14 protein-coding genes are annotated in these 19,617 nt (G+C 72.4%); 6 read left to right on the plus strand and 8 right to left on the minus strand.

Annotated features, from left to right (window positions below; translation table 11 throughout):
• The first annotated feature begins 19 nt into the window (after nt 1-19).
• The 5 genes from B4K29_RS02520 to B4K29_RS02540 all read left to right on the plus strand — a co-directional run bounded on the left by B4K29_RS02520 (nt 20) and on the right by B4K29_RS02540 (nt 7,690).
• Nucleotides 20-1,270, plus strand: coding sequence for an HRDC domain-containing protein (locus tag B4K29_RS02520; protein WP_286966321.1), 1,251 nt, complete (start codon nt 20-22; stop codon nt 1,268-1,270).
• A 147-nt stretch (nt 1,271-1,417) separates the two neighbouring features.
• Nucleotides 1,418-2,650 carry a thiolase family protein gene (locus B4K29_RS02525; RefSeq protein ID WP_029210041.1) on the plus strand — a complete coding sequence of 411 codons (1,233 nt, stop codon included), beginning with the start codon at nt 1,418-1,420 and terminating at the stop codon, nt 2,648-2,650.
• Entirely contained in the window at nt 2,647-4,764 is a 2,118-nt protein-coding gene (locus B4K29_RS02530) for a 3-hydroxyacyl-CoA dehydrogenase NAD-binding domain-containing protein (RefSeq protein WP_239264892.1), read from the plus strand. The genes B4K29_RS02525 and B4K29_RS02530 overlap by 4 nt, the downstream gene beginning before the upstream one ends.
• 209 nt (nt 4,765-4,973) lie before the next feature.
• The gene (locus B4K29_RS02535; RefSeq protein ID WP_286956004.1) at nt 4,974-6,503 is read left to right on the plus strand and encodes a UDP-N-acetylglucosamine 1-carboxyvinyltransferase; all 1,530 of its coding nucleotides are present in this window, start codon (nt 4,974-4,976) and stop codon (nt 6,501-6,503) included.
• A 224-nt stretch (nt 6,504-6,727) separates the two neighbouring features.
• On the plus strand, nt 6,728-7,690 hold the full coding sequence (locus tag B4K29_RS02540) for a DUF808 domain-containing protein (protein WP_286966322.1): 963 nt from the start codon (nt 6,728-6,730) through the stop codon (nt 7,688-7,690).
• Nucleotides 7,691-7,734: 44 nt separating this feature from the next.
• Here B4K29_RS02540 and B4K29_RS02545 read toward each other — a convergent pair whose 3' ends face one another.
• The 3 genes from B4K29_RS02545 to ahpC all read right to left on the minus strand — a co-directional run bounded on the left by B4K29_RS02545 (nt 7,735) and on the right by ahpC (nt 11,026).
• Nucleotides 7,735-8,643, minus strand: coding sequence for a LysR substrate-binding domain-containing protein (locus B4K29_RS02545; RefSeq protein ID WP_029210038.1), 909 nt, complete (start codon nt 8,641-8,643; stop codon nt 7,735-7,737).
• A gap of 10 nt (nt 8,644-8,653) precedes the next feature.
• Nucleotides 8,654-10,228, minus strand: a complete 1,575-nt coding sequence (gene ahpF, locus B4K29_RS02550; protein ID WP_029210037.1) for an alkyl hydroperoxide reductase subunit F — start codon at nt 10,226-10,228, stop codon at nt 8,654-8,656.
• Nucleotides 10,229-10,462: 234 nt separating this feature from the next.
• Complete coding sequence (gene ahpC, locus B4K29_RS02555; protein WP_019284774.1) at nt 10,463-11,026, minus strand: alkyl hydroperoxide reductase subunit C; 564 nt, start codon at nt 11,024-11,026, stop codon at nt 10,463-10,465.
• 190 nt (nt 11,027-11,216) lie between these two features.
• Between ahpC and B4K29_RS02560 the strand changes: the two genes are divergently transcribed.
• On the plus strand, nt 11,217-13,268 hold the full coding sequence (locus tag B4K29_RS02560; RefSeq protein WP_019284773.1) for a M3 family metallopeptidase: 2,052 nt from the start codon (nt 11,217-11,219) through the stop codon (nt 13,266-13,268).
• A gap of 2 nt (nt 13,269-13,270) precedes the next feature.
• Here B4K29_RS02560 and B4K29_RS02565 read toward each other — a convergent pair whose 3' ends face one another.
• The 5 genes from B4K29_RS02565 to B4K29_RS02585 form a co-directional block, all read right to left on the minus strand.
• The gene (locus tag B4K29_RS02565; RefSeq protein WP_286956007.1) at nt 13,271-14,002 is read right to left on the minus strand and encodes an HAD family hydrolase; all 732 of its coding nucleotides are present in this window, start codon (nt 14,000-14,002) and stop codon (nt 13,271-13,273) included.
• Nucleotides 13,995-14,984 (minus strand): LLM class F420-dependent oxidoreductase, encoded by a 990-nt coding sequence (locus tag B4K29_RS02570; RefSeq protein WP_286956008.1) that lies wholly within the window; start codon nt 14,982-14,984, stop codon nt 13,995-13,997. The genes B4K29_RS02565 and B4K29_RS02570 overlap by 8 nt, the downstream gene beginning before the upstream one ends.
• A gap of 48 nt (nt 14,985-15,032) precedes the next feature.
• Nucleotides 15,033-16,886: a 1-deoxy-D-xylulose-5-phosphate synthase gene (gene dxs / locus B4K29_RS02575; RefSeq protein ID WP_286956010.1), complete on the minus strand. Its 1,854-nt coding sequence runs from the start codon at nt 16,884-16,886 to the stop codon at nt 15,033-15,035.
• 91 nt (nt 16,887-16,977) lie between these two features.
• Nucleotides 16,978-17,346 carry a hypothetical protein gene (locus B4K29_RS02580; protein WP_029210035.1) on the minus strand — a complete coding sequence of 123 codons (369 nt, stop codon included), beginning with the start codon at nt 17,344-17,346 and terminating at the stop codon, nt 16,978-16,980.
• 128 nt (nt 17,347-17,474) lie between these two features.
• On the minus strand, nt 17,475-19,574 hold the full coding sequence (locus B4K29_RS02585) for a glycogen debranching N-terminal domain-containing protein (RefSeq protein ID WP_286966323.1): 2,100 nt from the start codon (nt 19,572-19,574) through the stop codon (nt 17,475-17,477).
• Between the last annotated feature and the right edge of the window lie 43 nt (nt 19,575-19,617).

A 19,617-nucleotide genomic window follows, 5' to 3' on the forward strand; every position in this document is an offset into this window, starting at 1 on the left:
GGGCGTTAGGTTGGAGGGCGTGACGGACCTGACCTCTATCGACGACCCCACCGCGGACGCTCCTGCGGAGACCCCCGAGCCCCGCCTGGTCTCGGCGCCCGCGGAGCCGCTGCGGCCCGTGGTCGAGGACGAGCGTCGCCTGCGGGAGCTGGTCGCCTCCGTCGCCGCCGGGCACGGCCCGATCGCCATCGACGCCGAGCGCGCCTCCGGCTTCCGCTACGGGCAGAAGGCCTACCTCGTGCAGCTGCGCCGGGCCGGGTCCGGCACCTGGCTGATCGACCCCGTCATGTGCCCCGACCTGTCCGAGCTGCAGGACGTGATCGCCGACGTCGAGTGGGTGCTGCACGCCGCGACCCAGGACCTGCCGTGCCTCGCGGACCTGGGGCTGCACCCCACCCGGTTGTTCGACACCGAGCTCGGCTCGCGGCTCGCCGGCCGGCCCCGCGTGGGACTGGCCGCCGCGATGGAGCACTACCTCGGCATCACCCTCGCCAAGGAGCACAGCGCCCAGGACTGGTCCACCCGGCCCCTGCCCGAGCCGTGGCTCGTCTATGCCGCGCTCGACGTCGAGGTGCTCGTGGACCTGCGCGACGCCGTGGACGAGGACCTGCGCTCCCAGGGCAAGTCCGGTTGGGCCGCCGAGGAGTTCGAGGCCCTCACCCACTTCCGCGGACCGGCGCCCAAGGTCGACCCGTGGCGCAAGACCTCCGGCCTGCACAAGGTCCGCACGCGGCGCGGCCTGGCGGTCGTGCGCGAGCTGTGGGAGACCCGGGACCGCCTGGCCCAGGACCGGGACTGCAGCCCCGGACGCGTGCTCGGCGACGCCGCGATCGTCGAGCTGGCCCTGCCGTCCGGCGCGGACGGCCCCCGCCGCACCCCCCGCGCCGTGCAGCGCAACCCGCAGGTGTGGCTCGCCGCCGTGGACCGCGCGATGCTCCTGCCGGAGGACGAGCTCCCGGCATACCACCTCCCCAGCGAGGGGCCACCCCCGCAACGTGCCTGGGCCGACAAGGACCCGGTCGCCGCGGCCCGGCTCGGCGCCGTCAAGGAGCTCGTCACCGGGCTGAGCGCCAGCGTGAGCATCCCTGCGGAGAACCTCCTCACCCCCGACACGCTGCGGCGCGTCATCTGGGCGCCCCCGGAGGACGAGTCGGCCCACGGCTTCAGCGAGATCCTCCTCGACCTCGGAGCCCGACCGTGGCAGGCGGCCCTCGTCTCCCCGCTGCTGGCCGAGGCCGCGTCGGACAACCCCTATCCCCCGCGGGCCTAGGCCGGAGGACGGGGTTCGGCGCGTGGGTCCCGTCACGTGGGGCTCGGCACGTGGGTCCCGTCACGTCCCGGCGCGCTGGTGCTGACATCGGGATTACCCGCAAGTAGCATCCGACGGGTACCGATCACCTCGACCTGGGAGGCCACCGTGCCCCGCACCCTGCACGAGGTCGTCTTCGTCGACGGCGTCCGCACGCCGTTCGGCCGAGCCGGGGACAAGGGCATCTATGCCCAGACCCGCGCCGACGACCTGGTCATCGCCTGCATCCGCGAGCTCGTCCGCCGCAACCCGTCCCTGCCACCCGAGCGCATCGGGGAGGTCGCCGTCGCGGCCACCACCCAGATCGGCGACCAGGGGCTCACCCTCGGCCGGATGGCAGCGCTGCTGTCCGGACTGCCCAGCACCGTCCCGGGCTACTCGATCGACCGCATGTGCGCCGGTGCCATGACGGCCGTCACCACGTCCGCCGGGTCCATCGCGATGGGCGCCACCGATGTCGTCGTGGCCGGAGGAGTCGAGCACATGGGACGGCACCCGATGGGTGAGGGCGTCGACCCCAACCCGCGGATCGTGTCCGAGCGGCTCGTCGACGAGTCCGCGCTGGTCATGGGCAAGACCGCCGAGAACCTCCACGACCGCTACCCGAGCCTGACCAAGGAGCGCAGCGACGCCTTCGCCGTGGGCTCGCAGCGCAAGCTGGCCGAGGCCTACGCCGCCGGCAAGGTCCAGCCCGACCTGGTCCCGGTCGCGGTCCGCTCCGCGGAGCAGGGCTGGGGCCTGGCCACGGCCGACGAGCCGCCCCGCCCCGGGGTGACCATGGCGGACCTGGCCACGCTCAAGACGCCGTTCCGTCCTCACGGGCGGGTCACCCCCGGCAACGCCGCCGGGCTCAACGACGGCGCCACCGCCTGCCTGCTCGCGTCCGAGGAGGCCGCGACCGAGCTGGGGCTGCCCGTCAAGATGCGGATGGTCACCTACTCCTTCGTCGGGGTCGAGCCCGAGGTCATGGGCTACGGCCCGGTCCCGGCCGCCGAGAAGGCCCTCGCCCAGGCCGGCCTGAGCATCGAGGACATCGGGCTGTTCGAGCTCAACGAGGCGTTCGCCGTGCAGGTGCTGGCCTTCCTCGAGCATTTCGGCATCGCCGACGACGACGCCCGGGTCAACCCCTGGGGTGGCGCGATCGCCACCGGCCACCCGCTCGCCTCGTCCGGCGTCCGCCTCATGACCCAGCTGGCCGCCCACTTCGCCGAGCACCCCGAGGTGCGCTACGGCATGACCGCGATGTGCATCGGCATCGGCATGGGCGGCGCCGTCATCTGGGAGAACCCGCACCACGCCGACTACCGCCCGTCCACCGACCCGCAGGAGCAGCAGCGATGACCGACACCGACCTGCTGGCAGCCTTCGACGACGAGGTCGTCACCCACGCGCTCGAGCGCGACGTCCAGCTCCCCGGCGGCGTCGGGACCATGGCGCTGATCACCCTCGACAACGGCCACGACCACACCCGCCCCAGCACCTTCGGCCCGCGCGGCCTGCTGGAGCTGCGCGACGTCCTCGACCGCTGCGCCGAGCGCGCCGCCGCCGGCGAGATCGCCGCCGTCGGCGTGACCGGCAAGCCCTTCGTGTTCGCCGTGGGGGCCGACCTGACGGGCGTCCCGCGCGTGACCGACCGCGAGCAGGCCGTCGCCATGGGCCTGCTCGGGCACGAGGTATTCTCCCGGCTGTCCTCGCTGGGCGTCCCGTCCTTCGCCTTCGTCAACGGCGCGTCCATGGGCGGCGGCGTCGAGATCGCCCTCGCCTGCGACTACCGCACCGTCAGCTCCTCGGTCCCCGCCGTCGCGCTCCCCGAGGTCTTCCTGGGCCTCGTGCCCGGCTGGGGCGGCTGCTGGATGCTGCCCAACCTCGTCGGCGTCGAGGGCGCCCTCACGGTCGTGGTCGACAACCCGCTGTCCAACAACCGCATGCTGAGCGGTGTCCAGGCGGCCCGCCTGGGGATGTACGACGAGGTGCTCGAGCCCGCGGACTTCCTCGCTCGCTCCGTCGCCTGGGCGGCGGACGTCCTCACCGGCGCCGTCACCGTCGAGCGCCCCGAGGTCGACCGCGACGAGTCCCGCTGGGACGCCGCCGTCGCGGCGGCCCGGCGCACCGTGACGCAGCGCACGGGTGGCCGGTCGCGGGCGGCATACCGCGCCCTGGACCTGCTGGCGGCGGCTCGCACGACGAGCCGCGAGGAGGGCTTCGCGGCCGAGGACGAGGCCCTCGGCGACCTGCTCATGAGCGACGAGCTGCGCGCCGGGCTCTACGCCTTCGACCTGGTGCAGAAGCGGGCCAAGCGACCCGCCGGTGCCCCCGACAAGGCGCTCGCGCGCCCCGTGACCAAGGTGGGGATCGTCGGGGCCGGCCTGATGGCAAGCCAGCTGGCGCTGCTCTTCGTCCGGCGCCTCGAGATGCCGGTCGTCATGACCGACCTCGACGAGGAGCGGGTCGCCAAGGGAGTTGGCTACGTCCACACCGAGATCGACACGCTCGCGGCCAAGGGTCGGCTGAGCGCCGACCAGGTCAACCGCTACAAGGCCCTCATCACCGGGGACACGTCCAAGGACGGCATGGCCGACGCCGGCTTCGTCGTCGAGGCGGTCTTCGAGGAGATGTCGGTCAAGCAGCAGGTGTGGGCCGAGGTCGAGGCCGTGGTCTCGCCCGAGTGCGTGCTCGCCACCAACACCTCGTCGCTGTCCATCACCGAGATGGCCTCGCGGCTGCAGCACCCCGAGCGCGTGGTGGGCTTCCACTTCTTCAACCCGGTCGCCGTCATGCCGCTGCTCGAGATCATCTCGGGCGAGCGCACCGACGACGCGACGCTGGCCACGGCCTTCGCCGTCGGCAGGACGCTCAAGAAGACCACCGTGCTGTGCGCGGACTCACCGTCCTTCATCGTCAACCGGCTACTCGGTCGGTTCATGTCCGACATGGCGCGCATCGTCGACGCCGGGACGCCGGTCGACGTGGCGGACCAGGGCTTCGCAGGGGTCGCCCCCATGCCGCCGTTCGTCCTCATGGGCCTGGTCGGTCCGGCCATCGCGCTGCACAACAACGAGACGCTCGCCGCGGCCTTCCCCGACCGGTTCTACGTCTCGCCCAACCTGCGTCGCGTGGTCGAGGCGGGCAAGCGTGGCTACTACACCAAGGTCGACGGGCGCACGGTGCTGGACCCGGAGGTCCTGGCCCTGCACGAGACGCCGGCGGACCCTGAGGTCCTGACCGCGGAGCAGGTGCGCGAGCGCGTGCTGGCGGGCCTGGCCGAGGAGGCCCGGATCATGCTGGACGGCGGCGTCGTCAGCGCCCCCATGGACCTAGACCTGGCCATGATCACCGGTGCCGGCTTCCAGTTCTGGAACGGCGGGCTCACGCCGCTGCTCGACCGGACCGGCACGTCGGAGCGCGTCACGGGGCGTCGCTTCCTGCCCGCGGGGGCCGCCGACGCAACCCGCTGACCGAGCGACGGGTTCACCGGTCCGGCCAGGCTGCGTGGCAGCATGGTCGGACCGGTCCATCGACGCCGGCGCACCGTCCGGGCGGCCTGCGCACGAGCAACGACCGTCGTCGGGGGACGTCACCGCGCTCCTCGCCGTCTGCCCTGGTGCCACTCCGAGGAGGCGGACGAATCCGGGCGAGCGGCTCTCGCTGACCTACGATGGAAGGCATGACTGATGGCTACCTCCGCCGCATCGGCACGCTCGTCCGCGAGGCGCGCGTCCGACGCGGGTTCACCACCCAGGACCTCGCCGAGCGGGTCGGGATGACCGGCACCGACATCGAGCAGATCGAGGCGGGCGACCACGACCTGAGCCTCGACGTGCTGGCCGCCCTGGGCAAGGAGCTGGAGGCCGAATTCGTCTCCATGGGCCACTCCGGGCCCCAGCACCTACGCATCGAGGGCGGGCGTCGCCTCGCCGGGTCGATCGAGGTGCGCACCTCCAAGAACGCCGCCGTCGCGACCCTGTGCGCCTCCCTGCTCAACAAGGGCACGACCACCCTGCGCAACCTCGCCAAGATCGAGGAGGTCAATCGGATCCTCGAGGTCCTGAGCAGCATCGGCGTCCGCACCGAGTGGGTCGACGGCGGCAACGACCTGCGCATCACGCCCCCCGCCACCATCGACCTTGCCTCGATGGATGAGGCCGCGGCCAAGCGCACCCGCACGATCATCATGTTCCTCGGCCCCCTCCTGCACGAGTTCGACGACTTCTCCCTGCCGTATGCCGGAGGCTGCGACCTCGGCACCCGCACGGTCGAGCCCCACCTCATCGCCCTGCGCCACTTCGGGCTCGCCGTCGAGGCGACCCAGGGGGCCTACCAGGCCGAGGTCTCCCCCGACACCTGGCCGCGCCGGGCGATCGTGCTGACGGAGCGCGGCGACACCGTGACCGAGAACGTCCTGATGGCCGCTGCCCGCTACGAGGGCGAGACCGTCATCCGCAACGCCTCGCCCAACTACATGGTCCAGGACCTCTGCTTCTTCCTCCAGGAGCTCGGGGTCGAGGTCGACGGCATCGGGACCACCACCCTCACGGTCCGCGGCCAGCGCGTGATCGACCGCGACGTCGAGTACTCCCCCTCGGAGGACCCGATCGAGGCCATGTCCCTGCTCGCCGCCGGTGTGGTGACCAAGTCCGAGATCACCATCAAGCGGGTCCCCATCGAGTTCATGGAGATCGAGCTCGCGACCCTCGAGACCATGGGGATGCGCTACACCCTGTCCGAGGAGTACCTCTCGGGCAACGGCAAGACCCGCCTGGTCGACCTGACGCACGTGCCTGGGCCGCTGACGGCGCCGCGGGACAAGATCCACCCGCTGCCCTTCCCAGGGCTCAACATCGACAACCTCCCGTTCTTCGCCCTCATCGCGGCGACGGCCGAGGGCACCACGATGATCCACGACTGGGTCTACGAGAACCGCGCGATCTACCTCACCGAGCTGACCCGCGTGGGCGGCAACGTGCAGCTCCTCGACCCGCACCGGGTGATGATCAGCGGGCCGACCCGCTGGCGTCCGGCCGAGGTGGTGTGCCCGCCCGCGCTGCGTCCCGCCGTGGTCGTGCTCCTGGCGATGCTGGCGGCCCCGGGCACGTCGGTGCTGCGCAACGTCTACGTCATCAACCGCGGCTACGAGGACCTCGCCGAGCGGCTCACCGCCCTCGGTGCGGGCGTCAGCACCTTCCGCGACATCTGATCCGCCGGGCGACGGGCCGGCGGCGGCACCGCGTCGCCGGCCCGTCGTCCGGTCCGCAGCATCGCGCCCGGCGAGGGTCCGCGCCACGTATCGTGGGGCGGGCCCTTCTCGACGCCCTGCGCGCCCTCGTGCCCCGCGCACTCCCTGCGCACTCCCAACGCCCCTCCCGTGCTGTGCTCGCTCTAGACTCCCCTCGCACCCATCCCGACCCTCGGAGGACCTCCATGGCCGGCGGACTCGCTGCCCTGCTCGACGACATCGCCACCATGGCCAAGCTGGCCGCCGCCTCCGTCGACGACGTCGGCGCCGCCGCCGGGCGGGCCAGCGCCAAGGCCGCCGGCGTGGTGGTCGACGACACCGCGGTGACGCCGCGCTACGTCACCGGGTTCACGCCCGACCGCGAGCTGCCGATGATCAAGAAGATCGCGATCGGCTCCCTGCGCAACAAGCTGCTCTTCATCCTGCCGGCGGCCCTGCTGCTCAGCCAGTTCGCCTCGTGGGCGCTCACCCCCCTGCTGATGCTCGGTGGCACCTACCTGTGCTTCGAGGGCGCGGAGAAGATCTGGGAGAAGGTCTCGGGCCACGGGCACGACGCCGACGAGGCGACGGCGACCATGAGCGGGGAGGAGGCCGAGGGGACCATGACGTCCGGCGCCATCCGCACGGACTTCATCCTGTCCTCCGAGATCATGGTCATCGCCCTCAACGAGGTCGCCAAGGAGGCCTTCTGGACCCGGGCCATCACGCTGGTGATCGTGGCCATCTTCATCACGCTCGGCGTCTACGGCTTCGTCGCCCTGATCGTCAAGATGGACGACATCGGCCTGCACCTGGCCAAGCAGAGCAACGGCGCGTCGCAGTCGATCGGCAACGGCCTGGTCAAGGCGATGCCCGTGCTCCTGCGCTGGCTGGCGATCATCGGCACCGTGGCCATGCTGTGGGTCGGTGGCCACATCCTGCTCATGGGGGTCGACACGCTGGGCTGGCACCCGCCGTACGCCTTCGTCCACCACCTGGAGGAGGCCGTCAAGCACGCGACCGGACCGCTCGGCGGGGTCCTGGGCTGGCTGACCAACACCATCTGCTCGGCGATCGTGGGGCTGGCGGTCGGGGCGGTGATCGTGACGATCCTGCACCTCGTCAAGCGCGGCAAGGGCGAGCCGGCCGAGGGCCACTCCGCACACTGACCGACGAGGCAGCGCGGACGGCTGGACCGACCCGCAGCCGCGCGTCAGAGCGGGGTGACGAGCCCGGCCGGCAGGCGGCCCAGCACCTCGGCCACCTCGTCGAGGAGGGGCGCCTGCACGCTGCTGCGTCGCCAGACCATCGCGATGTCGCGGTGCGGCGCCGCCCCCACGAACTCGCGCAGCACGACCCCGTCCGGGTTGCGGCTCGGCGGCGACACGGCCAGGCGCGGCAGCAGGGTGGTGCCGACGCCCGCGGCGACCATGTGGCGCAGCGTCTCCAGGCTGGTGGCCTGGAAGCCGGACTGCTCCCGGGCCCCGGCGGTCTGGCAGACGTCCAGCGCCTGGTCCCGCAGGCAGTGACCCTCCGCCAGCAGGAGGAGGTCCTCGCCGGCGAGCCGCTCGGCGGGCAGCCTCCCGGTCTCGCCCGCCAGCTCGTGGTCGGCGGGCACCGCGAGCAGGAAGTCCTCACGGAACAACGGCCGCACGTGCAGGGCGTCGTCCACGACCGGCAGGGCGATGAGGGCGGCGTCCAGCGTGCCCGCCAGCAGCTGCTCGCGCAGCTCACCGGTCTTGGCCTCGGTGAGCAGCAGCTCGGCGTCCGGCAGCCGCTCGCGGAGCGCCGGCACCACGTGGGGCAGCAGGTAGGGCCCCAGCGTGGGGAAGAACCCCAGCCGCAGCCGCCCCGCCCGGGGGTCCCGGGCGGAGCGGGCGATGTCGCGGATGTCCTGGGCCTGCCCCAGGATCGACCTGGCCCGCTCGACCACGCGCTCCCCCGCGCCCGTCAGCAGCACCTGGCGGGTGCCGCGCTCGACGAGGTCCACGCCGAGCTCGGTCTCGAGCTTCTTGAGCTGGGTGGACAGGGTGGGTTGGCTGACGTATGCCGCAGCGGCCGCCCGGCCGAAGTGCCGGTGGTCCGCCAGGGCGACGAGGTACTCCAGGTCTCTGAGGTTCACGGGGGACCCGTCAGGCCATCGCCGGGGACGGGGCCGAGGTGCGGATCAGGTGGTCGAAGGCGGACAGCGCGGCCGTCGCTCCGGCGCCCTGCGCCACGACGATCTGCTTGTAGGGGACGTTGGTGCAGTCCCCGGCGCCGAGGACGCCCGGGACCGACGTGCGGCCCATCGCGTCCACGACCAGCTCGCCGCGCTCGGTCAGCTCGACCGCGCCCTTGAGCCACTCGGTGTTGGGCAGCAGGCCGATCTGGACGAAGATCCCCTCGAGCTGCAGCTCCTTGGCCTCGCCGGACGCGCGGTCCTCGTAGCGCAGACCCGTGACCTGCTTGCCGTCGCCGACGACCTCGGTGGTCCGGGCGGACAGGATGACGTCGACGTTGGGCAGGCTGTGCAGCTTGTCCTGCAGGACCTGGTCGGCGCGCATCTCGTCGAGGAACTCGATCAGGGTGACGTGGCCGACGACGCCGGCCAGGTCGATCGCGGCCTCCACGCCGGAGTTGCCGCCGCCGATGACGGCGATGCGCTTGCCCTTGAACAGCGGGCCGTCGCAGTGCGGGCAGAAGGTCACGCCCTTGTTGCGGTACTCCTCCTCGCCGGGCACGCCCATGTGGCGCCAGCGCGCCCCGGTGGCGAGCACGACGGAGCGGGCCTGCAGGGAGGCGTCGCCGAACTTCACCGTGTGGTAGCCACCCTCGGTGTCGGCAGGCACGAGCTCGGTGGCCGCCGGGCCGGAGACCACGTCGACGTCGTACTGGCCGACGTGCTCCTTGAGCGCGTCCGCGAAGCGCGGACCCTCGGTGTAGGACACGGACACGAAGTTCTCGATCGCCATCGTGTCGAGCACCTGCCCGCCGAACCGCTCGCCGACCAGGCCGGTGCGGATCCCCTTGCGGGCGGTGTAGATGGAGGCGGCGGCGCCGGCCGGGCCGGAGCCGACGACGAGGACCTCGTAGGGCTCCTTGCCGTTGAGCTTCTCGGTCGCCCGGTCCACCGCGCCCGCGTCGATCCGGCCGAGGATGTCGGCCATCGTCATGCGGCCGGAGTCGAACAGCTCGCCGTTGACGTAGACGGTGGGGACGGCCTTGATGCCGTGCTCCTCGATCTCGTCCTGGAAGAGCGAGCCCTCGACGGCGGTGTGCTTGATCCGGGGGTTGATGACGGACATGGCGTTGAGGGCCTGGACCACCGTGGGGCAGTTCTGGCAGGACAGCGACATGTAGGTCACGAACTCGAAGTCGCCGTCGATCGCCGCGACCTGCTCGATGGTCTCGGCGTCCTCCTTGATCGGGTGCCCGCCCACCTGCAGCAGCGCCAGGACGAGCGACGTGAACTCGTGGCCGAGCGGGATGCCCGCAAACTCGACGCCCACGTCGGTGCCCGCGCGCTCGATGCGGAAGGACGGACGACGGCTCGAGGTGCCGTCCGTGCGCAGGCTGACCAGGTCCGACAGCGCCGCGATCTCCTCGAGGAGCTGACGCATGTCGCCGGCCTTGGGTCGGTCGTCGAGGGACGCGACCAGCTCGATCGGCTCCTTGACGTTGACGAGCAGGGACTTGACCTGGGTGGTCATGGCGGCGTCGAGCACGGGCACGGGACACTCCTTGGATCGCGTATGACGAGACGGCGGCGGGGTGGGCGCGCGACGCAGGTGCTGCGCGGCGCCGAGGTGAGGTCAGGTGGGGTAGATGCGCGGGGTTGGGGTGGGCCGGACGGCGGCGGCGGGTGACCGGGGTCCGGCCACCCGCCGCGGCACGTGGTGGTGCGTCGGCGAGCGGGTGGGCTCGCCATACGACCTGCTCGGGAGACTCCCGAGGTGAGGTCAGATCTTGCCGACGAGGTCCAGGCCGGGGGTGAGGATGGCCTCGCCCTCTTCCCACTTGGCGGGGCAGACCTCGCCCGGGTGGGCGGCGACGTACTGGGCGGCCTTGACCTTGCGCAGCAGCTCGGTCGCGTTGCGACCGATGCCCTCGGCCGTGACCTCCATGAACTGGATGGTGCCCTCCGGGTCCACCAGGAAGGTGGCGCGGTCGGCGAGGCCGGCGCCCTCGCGCATGTTCTGGAAGTTGTTGGTGATCACGCCGTTGGCGTCGCCGAGCATGTAGTAGTCGATCTTGCCGATCGTGTCGGACGTGTCGTGCCAGGCCTTGTGCACGAAGTGCGTGTCGGTGGACACGGAGAAGACCTCGACGCCGAGCTTCTGCAGCTCCTCGTAGTGGTCCGCGACGTCACCGAGCTCGGTCGGGCACACGAAGGTGAAGTCCGCCGGGTAGAAGAAGAAGATGGCCCACTTGCCGAGGACGTCCTTCTCGCTCACGTCGACGAACTCGCCGCTCTTGAAGGCGGTCGTGGAGAACGGGAGGATCTTGGTGTTCATGAGGTTCATGCGTGCTCCTTGGCTACGGTGCTGGTGGGAACTGCCGATATAGAACCTATATGAATCGACCCGGAAACGAAAGTCAGAGTCGATCGTTTGTGTGCATGTGGTGCATAGGCGCCGTCAATGCGGGCGCACCCACCACGCTAGTGCGCGGGCCCGGCGACACGGACCCCGGGGATGGGATTGACTACGAGGCATGACGCGCACCAACCCCCTGCTCTCGCCCTCGGCCCTCCCCCACCACCTGCCGCCCTACCCGGACCTCCAGGACGAGGACTACCGCGAGGCGATCCTCGAGGGCATGGCCGAGCAGCTGCGCGAGCTGGACGCCGTCGCCACCGACCCGTCGGCGCCGACCGTCGAGAACGTCGTCGAGGCCTGGGAACGCTCCGGACAGACCCTGCGCCGATCGATGGACGCCTTCTGGCCCGTGGCGGCGGCCGACACCAATGCGCGCCGGGACGCCATCCGCGCCGAGCTGGCCCCGCTCCTGGCGGCCCACGGGGACGCGATCATGCTCGACCGCCGGCTCTACGACCGGCTCCTCGCCCTGCGGGCGCGGGTGGACGCCGGCGACATGACGCTGGACGAGGAGACGGCGTGGCTGCTCCATGAGGCCGTCCGGGGCTACGAGCGGGGCGGCATCGCCCTCGACGAGGCGGGGCAGTCCCGGCTGCGGGCGATCAACGCCGAGCTCGCCACGCTGGCGGCCGAGTTCAACGAGCGCGCCGTGGCCGGACGCAACGCCGCCGCCGTGCACGTGACCGACCAGGACCGGCTGGCGGGCCTCGACGAGGCCGACCTCGAGGGTGCCCGCGCCGCCGCCGAGGCGCGGGGTCTCGACGGCTGGCTGGTCGAGCTCGTCAACACCACCGGGCAGCCCCGGCTCGCCGTGCTCGCCGACCGGTCGCTGCGCGAGGAGCTGCACCACGCCTCGGTGGGCAGGGGGCTCGAGGGCGAGCACGACACGCGGGAGCTCGTCGTGCGGACGGCGCGGCTGCGGGCGGAGAAGGCCGCCCTGCTCGGCCACGAGCACTACGCGGCCTACGTCGCCTCCGACGGCTGCGCGGGGTCGACCGAGGCGGTCATGCAGATCCTCACCCGGGTGGGGCCGGCCGCGGTCCGCAACGCCCGCGCCGAGGCCGAGGTCCTGCAGGAGCGGCTGCAGGAGATCGAGCCGGGCGCCGTGCTCGAGCCCTGGGACTGGGCGTATGTCGCGAACCTCGTCCGCGGCGAACGCTACTCGCTGGACGAGAGCCTCCTGCGCCCCTACCTCGAGCTCGAGCGCGTCCTCCACGAGGGCGTCTTCGCGGCGGCCACCGCGCTCTACGGCATCACCTTCCACGAGCAGCCGGAGCTCGTGGGCTACACGGCGGACGCCCGGGTCTACGAGGTGCGCGAGCCGGACGGCGCGGTGCTGGGTGCCGTGGTCCTGGACCCGTGGACCCGGCCCGGCAAGCAGGGTGGCGCCTGGATGACCTCGCTGCTGGACCAGAGCACCCTGCTCGGGCACCGCCCGGTGGTCACCAACACGTGCAACCTGTCCCGGCCCGCCCCCGGCCGTCCCACGCTGATGTCCTGGGACGAGGTGATCACGCTGTTCCACGAGTTCGGGCACGACCTGCACGGGCTCCTGTCCGACGTGCGCTACCCGTCGCGGTCGGGCACCGCGACCCCGCAGGACTTCGTCGAGTTCCCGAGCCAGGTCAACGAGATCTGGGCCTGGGACCCTCAGCTGCTCGCGCGCTACGCCGTGCACCACGAGACCGGCGAGCCGATGCCCGCGGCGTGGATCACGACCCTGCTCGACGCCCGGCACTTCGACCAGGGCTACGAGATGACCGAGTCGTATGCCGCGATGCTGCTCGACCAGGCCTGGCACCAGACCCCGCTGGACCGGCTCCCGTCGTCCGTCGACGAGGTGGAGGCCTTCGAGCGGGCGGCGCTCGAGCAGGCCGGCATGGCCTTCGACCTGGTCCCGCCGCGCTACCGGTCCACCTACTTCTCGCACGTCTTCGCGAGCGGGTACGCCGCCAGCTACTACTCCTACATGTGGTCCGAGGTCTACGACGCGGACACCGTGGCGTGGTTCGAGGCGAACGGCGGCCTCTCGCGCGAGACCGGCGAGCGCTTCCGGCGCGAGCTGCTGGCCCGCGGCGGGTCGCTGGACGTCACCGAGGTCTACCGCAGGTTCCGCGGGCAGGACCCCGACGTGCAGCACCTGCTGGACCGGCACGGCCTCGACTGACCTCAGGTCTGACCGCAGCGGTCGGAGGCCTGGCGCTGGGAGCGTCCGGCCACGTCGTCGGGCACCGCCCGCGCCACCTGCCCCAGCAGGGACGAGTCGAGGTGGGCCAGCAGGTCGGCGGGGTCGTCATACACCTCGTCGGCCCCGGCCTCGAGCAGCTCGGCCCGGCCGATCCCGCCGCAGGTGACCATGATCGACCGCAGGCCGGCGCGCTCGGCCGCCGCGACGTCCCACACGGTGTCCCCGACGACGACCGTCTGCTCCGGGTCGAGGCCGTAGCGCTCGACCGCCACCGTCAGGAGGTCCGGCTCGGGCTTCGCCTCCTCGACGTCGCCGCTGGTCGTGGCACCCGCGAGGACGTCCTCCGAGACGCCGATCGCCGGGACCATCCAGTCGAGGTCACCCTCCTGGCCGCTCGTCGCGAGCACGACCAGGAGCCCGGCGTCGTGGCAGGCGCGCAGCAGGTCCGCGGCGCGGGGGAAGGCGGTGAGGTCGGCCTTGAGGGGCTCGTACTCCTCGCTGTGCCGGTCCACGGCCTCCTCGTCCTCGCCGCCGGTGAGGTGGCGGACCAGCCCCGCGCTGGCGATGCCGATGGCCGAGTGGCACTGCTGCATGGTGATCTCGTCGTGGCCGGTCGCGCGCAGCGCCCGCCACCAGGCGAGGGTGTGCAGGTAGTTGGTGTCGAGCAGGGTGCCGTCGACGTCGAAGAGGACGCCAGGTCGCAGGTCAGCCACGGGAGGCCTCCCGCAGCCGCTCCAGCAGCGGTCCGGCGGCCTGCTCCAGGAACGCGTCCTGGGTGTCGCCACCGATCTGGACGAGCGCGACGTCGGTGAACCCCGCCTCCCAGTAGGGGCGCACGCTCTCGACGATGGCGTCGAGGTCAGGTCCGCAGGGGATGCTCTCGGCGACGTCCTCGGGCCTCACGAACTGCGTGGCGCCGGCGAAGCCCGCCGTGGTCGGCAGGTCGGCATTGACGTCCCACCCGCCCGCGAACCACCGGAACTGCTCGTGGGCGCGCTCGACGGCGGCGTCCTTGCTGGGGTCCCAGCTGATGGGGATCTGCCCGATGGCCCGGGCGCCGGCGCCGATGCTCGGCTTGCCCGGCAGGTCGTCCCACGCCGCGATCAGGTCGGGGTCCGGCTCTGTCGCGACGAGGTGGTCGGCGAAGGCCGCGCAGCGCTCCAGCGCCTTGGGGCCGCCCGCGGCGAGCGCGATGTCGACGCCCTCGTCTGGCAGGTCCCAGATACGAGCCGAGTCGACGCGGTAGTACTCGCCGTCGTACGTGACCAGCTCGCCGGAGTGCAGCTCGTGGATGATCTCCATGGCCTCGGCCAGCATGTCCTGGCGGGCGGAGACCGCGGGCCAGCCCGCACCGACGACGTGCTCGTTGAGGTTCTCCCCGGAGCCCAGCCCGAGCGTGAACCGGCCGTCGGCCATGATCTGGACGGTGGCCGCCTGCTGCGCCACGACCGCCGGGTGGTAGCGCAGGATCGGGCAGGTCACATAGGTCATGAGCTCGACGCGCTCGGTGACGTGCGCGACGGCACCGAGGACGCTCCAGACGAACGGCGCGTGACCCTGGGCGCTCAGCCAGGGGAAGTAGTGGTCGCTGGCGACCTCGAGGTCGAAGCCGACGTCCTCGGCCTTGCGGGCGAAGCGGACCAGGTCCTTGGGACCGGCCTGCTCGGTCATCAGGGTGTAGCCGAATCGGGTCATGGGACAGGCATACCCGTGGGTGCCGGGTCGGTAGACCTCGGCTGGTCCTCAGGCGAGCAGCGTCTCGGCGATCGCGTCGGGGGTGAGCCCGATGGCCGCGAGCACCTGCCCGCGGGAGGCGTGGTCGAGGAACTCCTTGGGGATCCCGAAGGGTCGCACCGGCGCCGTGACGCCGGCCTGCTGCAGCGCGAGCGTGATCGCGGAGCCCACGCCGCCGGAGACGAGGTTGTCCTCGATGACGACGACCTGGTCGGCGCGGCGAGCCTCGTCCACCACGTCGTCGCTGACCGGGAGCGCCCACACTGGGTCGACGACCCGGACGGACCGGCCGGCGTCCTCGAGCCGGGTGGCCACGCCCAGGGCGGTCGGCACCATGGAGCCCACCGCGACCACGAGGGTGTCGACGTGCTCCTCCCCCGGGCCGTGCAGGACGTCGACGGTGCCGCGCTCCTCGAGGGCGGGGATCGGCGCGGGCGGGTTGCCCTTGGCGAAGCGGATGATCGAGGGGGCGTCGGTGATGTCGACCGCGCGGCGCAGCGCGAGGTCGATCTGCTCGCCGTCGCGGGGGGCCGCGAGGTGCAGCCCCGGCACGACGTTGGCCAGGGTCATGTCCCACATGCCGTTGTGCGACGCGCCGTCCGACCCGGTCACGCCGGCCCGATCCAGCACGAAGGTCACGCCCGCCCGGTGCAGCGCACAGTCCATGAGCAGCTGGTCGAAGGCGCGGTTGAGGAAAGTCGAGTAGATCGCCACGACCGGGTGCAGCCCGGCGTAGGCCAGACCCGCGGCCATGGTCACGGCGTGCTGCTCGGCGATGCCGACGTCGATGACCCGCTCGGGGAACTTGAGGGAGAAGTCGCGCAGCCCGACGGGGATGAGCATGGCGGCGGTCAGGGCCACCACGTCGTCGCGCTCCTGGCCGAGGGCGACCAACGAGTCGGAAAAGTCGTCGGTCCAGGAGCGGCCCGACACCTCGAGGGGCAGGCCGGTCTCGGGGTTGATGACGCCCACCGCGTGGAACTGGTCGTCCGCGTGCTGGCGGGCGGGGCGGTAGCCCTTGCCCTTCTTGGTCAGGACGTGGACCAGCACCGGCGAGCCGTAGCCCTTGGCCTGGCGCAGCGCCACCTCGAGGGCATGCTCGTCGTGCCCGTCGACCGGACCGACATACTTGATGCCGAGGTCCTCGAAGAGGCCCTGCGGCGCGACGATGTCCTTGAGACCCTTCTTGATCCCGTGCAGGGTCTCGAAGGCGGGGCGCCCGACCACGGGAGCCCCCGAGATGGCGCGCTTGCCGATGCTCAGCATCCGCTCGTAGCCCTGGGTGGTGCGCAGCGTCGACAGGTGCTCGGCGAGCCCGCCCGTGGTGGGGGCGTAGGACCGCTCGTTGTCGTTGACGACCACGACGAGGGGCAGGTCCTTGCGGGCGGCGATGTTGTTGAGCGCCTCCCAGGCCATGCCGCCGGTCAGGGCCCCGTCGCCGATGACGGCGACCGTGTGCCGCTGGCGGTCACCCGTGAGCTGGTGGGCGATGGCGATCCCCTCGGCCCAGGACAGGGAGGTCGACGCGTGGGAGTTCTCGACCACGTCGTGCTCGGACTCGGCGCGGGAGGGGTAGCCGGAGAGCCCGCCCTGGGCGCGCAGGGCCGAGAAGTCCTGCCGCCCGGTCAGCAGTTTGTGGACATAGCTGATGTGTCCGGTGTCGTAGACGATCGTGTCGTGCGGCGACTCGAAGACGCGGTGCAGCGCGATGGTCAGCTCGACGACGCCGAGGTTGGGGCCGAGGTGCCCGCCCGTCCTGGCCACCTGGTTGACCAGGAACTCCCTGATCTCCGCCGCCAGGGCGGGGAGGCGAGAGGCGGGCAGCCGACGCAGTGCCGTCGGGCTGGTGATGGTCGAGAGCACACCTTGAGCCACGAGTGGATCCGACTCCTTCGGAAGAGGACGCGACTTGCGAGTCTAGACCAGCGGGTGGTCCCGGACGGGCGGGGCGGGCTCAGAGCCGGGGCACGAACCGGCGCCCCTGCATGGCCTCGTGCACGAGGTGGACGCTGCGCGCCGTGGCTCGCAGGCGCACCCCCTCCGCCTCGAGGTCGGCCATGACGTCGCGGAGCGCCTCGGGGGGCAGCTCCTCGCCCAGCGCCACCCGCACCTGGCGGTAGGCCTGCCGCATCGCGGCGAGCTGGGCGTCCACGTGCTGCACCGCCACCCAGGCGAGCGCCTGCGGGTGCCGGCGCCACGACGCGTAGCCGCGGAAGTCGGCCGGGCACTGGTCGAGCAGCCACGGGACGGCGTGCTCGCGCCAGCCCTGGCTCTCGGGCGGCGGGATCTCCCCGGGCCAGCCGGGTGGGACGTGCGCGGTCATGGGACCAGTGTGCCGCGGGCCTCTGACAGACCCTCGGCGGCGGGACGTCGGGACGTGGTCGTCCCCGCCGATCGTGACGGATGCCGTATGCCGGATGCCGTGCTCCCTGTGCCCTGTGCCCTGTGCCGTCAGCCGGTCGCCACCGTGACGTCGTCGGGCAGGCCCTCCACCGTGGCCGTCCCGTCCGCCGCCACCGTGACCGAGAACGCCGTCGGGCCGAAGCGCAGGCCCCGCACGGTGAGCGGGCCGAAGGGCAGCGACGGCAGCGGCCGCACCTCGACCTGCCGCCCGGGCACGTCGACGCGCAGGCCGAGGACGGCGGTCACGACGGCGGCGGCCGACGCGGCGGACCAGGCCTGCGGGCGGCAGGACGCGGGGTACGGCGCCGGGCGACCGAGGACCGGGTCCCCGGCATACAGCTCGGGCCATCGGTAGCCGAAGGCGACCGACGAGGCGACCAGGCTGCGGGCCACGTCCCCGGCCCGCTCGGTGCGGCCCTCGGCCACCAGGCCGAGGAGCCCGATAGCCGTGTCGTGGACCCACACCGAGCCCGTGTGGTAGCCGATGGGGTTGTAGGCGGGGTTGCTGCGCGAGAGCGTGGCGATGCCGTAGGGGCCGAGCAGGTCAGGCCCCGTCAGGGTGTCGGCGACGAGGGCGGCCTCGTCCGCAGTGAGGGCACCCGAGCCGAGGGCGTGGCCCATGTTGGACCCGATCCCGTCCACCGGGCGCCCGTCTGCGTCCAGGGCCATGGCCAGGTGCGGACCCCGCGGCCCGCGCACCCAGTAGGCCTCGCGGACCCGGGTCGCCAGCGCGTCGGCCAGCCGGTCCAGGTCCGCGAGCTCCTGCGGCGTGCCGGCGTCCAGGGCCTCCAGCAGCGCTCGGGCCTCGCGAGCCGCCTCGACCGCGTAGGTCTGCGCCTCGAGCAGGGCGATCGGCGCGGGGGCGATGGAGCCGTCGGAGCGGCGCATCGAGTCGCCGCTGTCCTTCCAGCCCTGGTTGGCCAGCCCCGTCCCGCTGCGGTCGACGTAGCGGAGCAGCCCGTCGGGGCTGTCCTGCACCTGTCGGGCGATCCACCCGAGGGCCGCCCGCAGGGGCGGGAGCAGGTCACGCACCTCGTCCTCGGGGAGGCCGTGGCGCCACGCGTCGTGCAGCAGGCACACCCACAGCGACGTGGCGTCCACCGTGCCGTAGTAGGTGGACGGCAGGGCCAGGCCGGTGACGTCGTCGACGTACCGCTCGCGGCGCACCTCGTGCAGGATCTTGCCGGGCTCCTCCGCGGTCGTGGGGTCGTCCACGCGGCCCTGGCGTCGGGCCAGGGTGCGCAGGGTGCCCCCCGCGAGGGTGGTCCCGAAGGGCAGGGACAGCCGGGCGGCCCAGATCGAGTCGCGACCGAACAACGTGAGGTACCACGGGGACCCGGCACCCGCGAAGACGTCGTCCGGGGCGTCGGGGTCCCGCATCGTCAGCTGGCGCAGGTCCTCGAGCGCGCTGCTGACCACGACGTCGAGGCGGGTGTCGGCGGCCTCGACCAGCACCGAGGACCAGTCCACCAGGTCCGCGCCGGGGTCGGCGTCGAACGCCGTGGCGGCGAGGCGCTGGGTGACCACCGACACCCGCACCGACCTGGTCTGGCCCGGGGGCACCTCGAGGTCGAAGCGGATGCGCGAGGGCCGGTCCGGCTCCCCCGCCTCGACGGCGGAGGGTCGCGGCTCGGTCACGACGTGCGTGAGGTGCCGGTCGTCCGACCAGGTGAGGACCACGTCGGGGGTGCGGGCCCCCGCGGTCATCGTGGGCAGCAGCGGGCCCGCGGGCTCGCCGGACTTGACCGCGCCCAGGGAGGCCCCGTCCCCGCCGATCTCCACCACCAGGCGGGTGCGGACGGTCTCGGCCGCGCGTGAGGTCAGGCGGATGGTCTCGGTCATCCCCGCGTCGTGCACCGCCCGGACGCGCCGCAGCTCGACCGTGGGGTCCGGGCCGGGGGTGCCGAGGTGGCGCAGAGAGGTGAGGACATGGGTCTCGGGCCCGACGCTCGAGGACATCACCAGGTCGCCGGCGTGGTCGTCGGCCAGCACCCTGAGGTGGGAGACGACACGACGGTCGTCGACGAAGACCCCCGTGCCAGGCGCGGTCATCGTCCCGTCGCGCGCGGACAGCGCCGTGGCATGACCGTGAACTGCCAGCTCCAGCTCGTGCAGCCATGGCTGCCGGCGGCTGGCGTCTGGTGTCAAGCGGCTCTGCTCCGGCACGGGACGACCTCTCGTGGAGACCCGA

It is taken from the genome of Arsenicicoccus sp. UBA6765, from assembly GCF_002453335.1.
Classification (GTDB): Bacteria; Actinomycetota; Actinomycetes; order Actinomycetales; family Dermatophilaceae; genus Arsenicicoccus; species Arsenicicoccus bolidensis.